This is a genomic window from Parafrankia discariae (assembly GCF_000373365.1).
GTDB classification, from domain to species: domain Bacteria; phylum Actinomycetota; class Actinomycetes; order Frankiales; family Frankiaceae; genus Parafrankia; species Parafrankia discariae.
Genome location: NZ_KB891135.1, coordinates 1 through 5,891 on the forward strand (window position 1 = coordinate 1; position 5,891 = coordinate 5,891).

The 5,891-nt window shown below is 70.1% G+C and carries 6 protein-coding genes; 4 read left to right on the forward strand and 2 right to left on the reverse strand.

Annotated elements, in window-relative coordinates; genetic code table 11:
• Positions 1-153: 153 nt before the first annotated feature.
• The gene (locus tag B056_RS35520) at positions 154-792 is read left to right on the forward strand and encodes a helix-turn-helix transcriptional regulator (RefSeq protein WP_018501150.1); all 639 of its coding nucleotides are present in this window, start codon (positions 154-156) and stop codon (positions 790-792) included.
• Between the two features lie 557 nt (positions 793-1,349).
• On the opposite strand, the gene B056_RS0106890 is transcribed toward B056_RS35520, so the two are convergent.
• Positions 1,350-1,688 carry a MerR family transcriptional regulator gene (locus B056_RS0106890; RefSeq protein WP_018501152.1) on the reverse strand — a complete coding sequence of 113 codons (339 nt, stop codon included), beginning with the start codon at positions 1,686-1,688 and terminating at the stop codon, positions 1,350-1,352.
• Positions 1,689-1,841: 153 nt separating this feature from the next.
• On the opposite strand from B056_RS0106890, the gene B056_RS0106895 reads away from it, so the two are divergent.
• Both B056_RS0106895 and B056_RS0106900 read left to right on the forward strand, forming a co-directional pair.
• A complete protein-coding gene (locus tag B056_RS0106895) occupies positions 1,842-2,273 on the forward strand; it encodes an Hsp20/alpha crystallin family protein (protein WP_018501153.1) in 432 nt (143 codons plus the stop codon).
• Between the two features lie 465 nt (positions 2,274-2,738).
• A complete protein-coding gene (locus B056_RS0106900) occupies positions 2,739-3,128 on the forward strand; it encodes a J domain-containing protein (protein ID WP_020572351.1) in 390 nt (129 codons plus the stop codon).
• A gap of 714 nt (positions 3,129-3,842) precedes the next feature.
• On the opposite strand, the gene B056_RS45300 is transcribed toward B056_RS0106900, so the two are convergent.
• A complete protein-coding gene (locus B056_RS45300; protein WP_268258355.1) occupies positions 3,843-3,965 on the reverse strand; it encodes a hypothetical protein in 123 nt (40 codons plus the stop codon).
• A gap of 296 nt (positions 3,966-4,261) precedes the next feature.
• Between B056_RS45300 and B056_RS0106915 the strand changes: the two genes are divergently transcribed.
• A complete protein-coding gene (locus B056_RS0106915) occupies positions 4,262-5,077 on the forward strand; it encodes a methylenetetrahydrofolate reductase (protein WP_018501157.1) in 816 nt (271 codons plus the stop codon).
• The last annotated feature ends 814 nt before the right edge of the window (positions 5,078-5,891 follow it).

Sequence of the window (5,891 nt, forward strand, 5' to 3'; positions counted from 1 at the left end):
ACACCGGCACCCGCCATGATCGACCGGCCACGATCATCCTCGCTCGCGCCGCTTAACTAAGCGGCATTGCCTCATAGGGATCACTGTCCGAAGAACGGGGCCCACCTCACCGTCGCCGGCGTCGAGGAAGCGTCGCTGCGTGCGCTGACCAAAGTGGAGCAGGTGCTTCCGACGCGGCTGCGCCACCGAGTCGACGCCCTACGCGGCGCGGTGGTCGCCATGCCGCCCCGTTCCGATACCGGTCCCTCTGTCGACGCCGATACGCTTACCGCCATCTCCGCCGCCGTCCGCGTCGCCGAGACCCTGCGCTTCGACTACCGAAGCCATACCGGCGACGAAACCCGGCGCAGCGTCGAGCCCCACCGCATAGCGCACTGGAGCCGGAAGTGGTATCTGGTCGGCTGGGACACTGACCGTGCCGACTGGCGCACTTTCCGAGTCGACCGCATGTCGTTGCGGACGCCCAACGGCCGACGCTTCACCCACCGGCCATCCCCCGACGGCGACGTCGTCGCCTACCTCCGCCGCACGATGGGCTTCGCCATGTGGCCGTACCGCTCCGTCATGCGCGTGCACGTCCCGGCCGAGGATCTCGCCGGTCGCGTTGAAGGCATCGTCACTCCCGTCGACGAGCACACCTGTCGCCTCGAAATGGGATCAGACTCCTACCCGTTGGTCGCACTGGTGGTCGGCATGCTGGACGTCGAATTCGACGTCGAATCCCCGCCGGAACTGGTGACCCACCTCCAGGCCCTCGCTGGCCGGTTCAACCGTGCCACGGGCCAGGGGTAGGACCGATCTGCTGCATCAACCCAACGGGGTCGAACGCCGACCGGGTCTACTCGTCAGGCGCTCTGCGACGGAGGGGAGGCCGCCGCCGGCGGGAGGGACGACCTCGCGCGGCAGGCCCGCCCCGCCTCCCCGCGCCCCTGACACCGATCATCACGTGACGGCCGGCGACGACCCCACCTCTGACACGGGGGAGCCGGTCGTTGTGTCGCGGAGTGCTCGGGCGGGCGGGTGGCCGACCCGCCCCAACCAGCCGCTGGGCACCAGCCGGCGGCCCGCCCACCTTTTCAGGCCCCCCGGTGGGCGGGCGAGTGAGCGGACCGGCAGGCGCCACCCCCGGCTGTAGGGATCGCCGACAGATGGCCACTCACGGTCACGGCTGGCCAGTAGATGGCCAGGGGCCGCGGTAGTCGGCCACTCGGTACGGTCACCGTGCTGGTTCAGGCGCGAGTGGCGGGAAGACCGACCGGGGTGAGCGCGATCTTCCTCGGGTTCGTCGCCGGCCTCGTGCTCGCGACCCTCACCGCGCCGGTCGGGGTCTCGGGCGCGGTCTTCCTGCCTCAGTCCGCGCTTCGATGGCGGGCCGACTGAGGAGTCGGCGCCCTGTCCGCGGCCTGTGTCCGTTCGAGGTCGGTGCGCAGCCGGGCGTTCTCGGTTTCCAGTTCGAGCACCTTGGCGATCCCGGCGAGGTTCAGCCCGGCAGCGAGTAGATGCCCGATCCGTTGCAGCCGGGCCAGGTCGTCGCTGCTGTAGCGGCGGGTCCCGCCGTCGGTACGGGCCGGCTCCAGTAGCCCGCGCCGCTCGTACAGGCGCAGGCTCTGCGGGTCCATGCCGACGAGATCGGCGGCCACCGAGATGCCGTACACCCCCTGGGCCGGGTCGACATCGGACGGGCTCACGGGGCGCCTCCGGGGACTCCACCCGGACGGCCGACCGGGGACTTGCCTCAGTGTGCCACCGGTGCTATATAAAAATCTAGGCCAGCCACCACAGATAAGTGGATGGCCCAACGCTCTGATCGACGAGATCGTGATCGTGGAGGTGGAGTTCCGATGTTGGTGCGCACCGACCCGTTCCGGGAGCTGGATCGGCTGAGCCAGCAGGTGTTCGGCGCCCTGGGCACGGTGGCCCGGCCGACCGGGATGCCGATCGACGCGTGGCGCGAGGGTGAGGAGTTCGTGGCGGAGTTCGATCTGCCCGGGGTGGACCCCGCCACCGTGGATCTGGACGTCGAACGCAACGTGCTGACCGTGCGGGCGGAACGTCCGGCGCTGAAGGGGGACCGCGAGGTCCTGGTCGCCGAGCGGCCCCGCGGAGTGTTCAGCCGCCAGTTGATCCTGGGCGACAACCTGGACACGGAGAAGATCACCGCCAGCTACCACGCCGGCGTGTTGACCCTCCGTATCCCGGTCGCGGAAAAGGCCAGGCCCCGGAAGATCGCGATCGACATGTCCAGCGACGACCGCCGGGCCATCCACGCCTGACCCGGGGCGGGACCGATGACGACCCTGCAGGGGACGGCGCCGGTCCGGCCGGTCGAGGCACAGCTGGCCGATCTGATCTGCTCCGACCCCGACCTGCTGCACGCCGAGTTCGACGCGATCATCTCGGCCGGGTGGGACAGCGACGTTCCACCGGGCAGGCCGAGGCGGCCAGCCGCGCCGCGGCCACCGTCGCCGAGGCCACCGAGGAGCGCGGGCTGTCTGCACCCTCACCCCTGCGGACCGCCGGCAGCCCGGCGCCTCCAACACCGGGCCGGGCAGCGGGCACCGCCTGGCAGTCCGACCCTCGACACCGACCACGCGGCACGACACGGAAAGGAGTCATAGCCACCACTCACGACCCCAAGGAATAGCTTCAGCACGTCGACGCGGGCGCGGGTCCGGCTCCCGGCCACCCTTACCGGGGGCCGGACCCGCCTCCCTATCAGGTCGAAGAGGACGCGGCACATGGCCACTGACCAAGACCCCTACCGGGTGCTCGGGGTCGAGCCCTCGGCCTCGGCCAGCCAGATCACCCACGCCTACCGCACGCTGATGCGCCGCCATCACCCGGACACCCGCATGCCAGCACGACAGGCCGAGCACCCCGGCCCCCGCCAGGAACACGACGCCGCTCTCCAACAGGTCATCGCCGCCTACACCGTGCTGCGCGACCCCAGCCAGCGAGCCGACTACGACGCCCGCCGCACCGAACACGCCCGGCGGGATCAAGACCTCCAGGCGCACGAGCATTCCGAGCCAGCCCGCCGGGCCACCTGGCACACCGGGCCACCAGTCTTCCTCGGCGACGTGGCTGACAGCCACCCACCACACCCACTCTGGATCACCATCCGCTGACCCGGCCCAGACCCGGCAAGAAACGCTGCCAGAGCGCCACGAGGCGCTGGTGGCGCGGATGGCACAGCTACGTCGCCGCTGCGGAACCCGTCAACCTGTTTGAGGCAGGGTCTTGCGGAAGCCAGCCTGCTGCGGAACCCGTCAACCTGATCGAGGCAAGATCGGCACTGTCGGACTGACGACATTGATCCCTCCGGTGGCGGTCCCATCATGAGGCCGTGACCGTCAGCCTGCTGTCAGCCCTGCGGAGCGAGCGCGCCAGAGCCGCCGCGATCCCGGTCGTGGTGGTCGTCGCCGTCGTTGGCGGGTTTCTCACCAACTGGGGGCGGTCTGACCTGTCCGAACGCGCCTACTGGGGCCGCCGGAAGGCGCTCACGCGCCGCCGGGCGGGTGGTACTCCGAGATCGGCGGGTCGGTCGCAGTGATCGAGGCGCCCGACCGCCTCGACATCGCCGTCTGGGCAAGCCCGCGCTGCCATGGCATACCCGAGGGCCTCGACGTGGTGAACCGGCACACCGTCCGGATCACCTTCCACATCGACGGCCCAGGGGCTGCCGCAAGGACCCGCACTATTCCGCAGGCCACACAGGACCGCGCACCAGCGTGCTGCGACCTGCCATACGGGAGATCGGGGAGGTGTGTTCGGCTACTCGGTCGTCGGCGACGGCGGCGCGGCGGCGGGACTGCTGTCGTGGAGGGTCGGTTTCTCCCAGATCAGGAGGTACCGCCAGAACAGGAGCCGTCGCACCGCGCGCCGGGCAGCACCACGGCGGCCACGCGGGCGGTCTCGCGCGTGGTCAGCGGCGGATCCATGACCACGGGCATGCCCGCGCGCATGTGGTGCTCCTCCGTGAACGAGTTGGTGCCCCGCAGCAGCCTGTTCGCGAGGAAGATGACACCAAGCAGGCCGCGACCGCAAGCAGCCCCGGATCTGAAGCATCGGGCGGAGCTTGGCAGGCAGCGACCGCACTGCCAGCGCCGGCCTCGCGGTGGGCTAGCCACTCCGGGTCCGGTCCGCGCCGTCCGGCCGCGAGCCTGCGGTCAACGGACCGTGATGGGTCGCCAGCGATACTGGGGCGCGGGCGGGGCGGACTCGCCCTGGGAACATGGAGGCGGCATTGACTGAGCAGGCAGTGGCCCGGAACGAGATCGGCAGGGCGAGCCGAGGAACCTCGACGAACGGCTTCGAACTGATCTGCGAGATCGAACCGCCGACTCGGCCCGATCTCACCCACGCCCGCCACCAGATCGGCGTTCTTGCTCCGGTCGCCGACGCCTTCCTGATTCCCGACAATCACCTGGGGCGCGCGACGGTGTCCAGCATTGCCGTCGCCCATGAGGTTCAAGCGATGGGCGGGCGCAGCATCGCCTGCGTGAACTCCCGTGACCGCAACCTGCTCGGGTTCCGCCGCGACCTACTCACCGCCGCCGCCTACGGCGTCGAGGAGTTCCTCTTCGTCCAAGGCGACAAACCCACCGCCGGGAACCGGACCGGCGACATCACCGTACGCGCCATGATCGAGGAAACTCGCGCGGTCGCCGACGACCCGGTCTACGCCGGCCGGCCCTCCTTCCGCGTCGGCACGGCGGCGGGCCTGCGACCGCTGCCCGCCTGGAAGCATGCGGCCGACTTCGTATTCGTCCAGGTCAGCTACTCAGTGGACGCCCTTTTGCGCTGGCGCGACACCCACCCGATCGATCGGCCTGTCTACGCGGGCGTGATGGTCCTCGCCAGCGCCGGGATGGCCCGGCGCCTCGCCGCGACGATCCCCGACATCGACATCCCCACTGACCTCGTGGAACGCGTCGAACGTGACCAGGCCGCAGGAGTCGACGCCGCCTGCGAACAGATCCTCCGCCTACGCGACAGCGCCGCGTTCACCGGCGTCCACCTCGTCCCCGTCAGCCGCTACCGCCAAGTCGCCGCCCAACTCGAAGGACTCCTCTGACCTGATCCGACAGTCGTTCCGTCGGCCTGCGCGCTGGTCGTAGCCGCTGATCGCCTGGAGTAGCGCGGAGATCCAGCCGGCGAGGATCGCGCCCACCGCCAGACCCGGTTGACCGCCAGGTCAACGGACGGTGGGCGACGCAGCCCGGCGCCGAGCTTGTGCTCCTTGATCCCCGTCTCGACGTCCGCGCAGCCGCAGGCGGCATGGCTACTGGTCACCATCGGCGGCTCACCTTCGCAGGCCACGGCCGCGGTGCATCCGGGTCCGCGGGAAGCACCAGCGCCGCGAACCCGCCTCAGCCTCGAACCCGATCATCGAAAGGGCCGTGGGTTCGTTGCGAAGAACCATCAGTCAGGCTGAACCCGCGGACTTCGTGTCGGTAAGAAACGCGTCACCAGCCGCAAACGGCGATGATCAGCTGGCCCTTGTTCCCGCGGCGCGGCGAGCTGCGCCAGGCCTACCGGGAAGGCCAGGAGGACCAGCTCGGCGCGCTCGGCCCGGTCTACTCGACCCCCGAACTGCGCCCCCTGCTACCGGGACCCCCATCATGGGGGCATCCTGCCTCCGGCGGAGGCCGCCACCATGCCATTACTTTCTGTATCCGAAAAGCTTCGTGGGGTGGCAGGGCGGGTCGGTGTTCGGGGCGGCCGGTCGGCCTGTCCGCCGGCGTGGCGTCCGCCCACCCGGCCGCGCCCTACCTCTTGCATGTCCGGTCACTTCGCCTAAAGGCTGTTTCGTAACCCGGATGCCGGGCCTCGGGGCTGCCTGGTAGATCATGTTGGGGTGCAGGTCATCTCCGCCGCCGACCCTCAGT

Coding starts and splice junctions, on each gene's coding strand:
- B056_RS0106900 (WP_020572351.1), top strand. CDS start 2,739: ATGGCCACTGACCAAGACCCCTACCGGGTGCTCGGGGTCGAGCCCTCG.
- B056_RS0106895 (WP_018501153.1), top strand. CDS start 1,842: ATGTTGGTGCGCACCGACCCGTTCCGGGAGCTGGATCGGCTGAGCCAG.
- B056_RS45300 (WP_268258355.1), bottom strand. CDS start 3,965: ATGCGCGCGGGCATGCCCGTGGTCATGGATCCGCCGCTGACCACGCGC.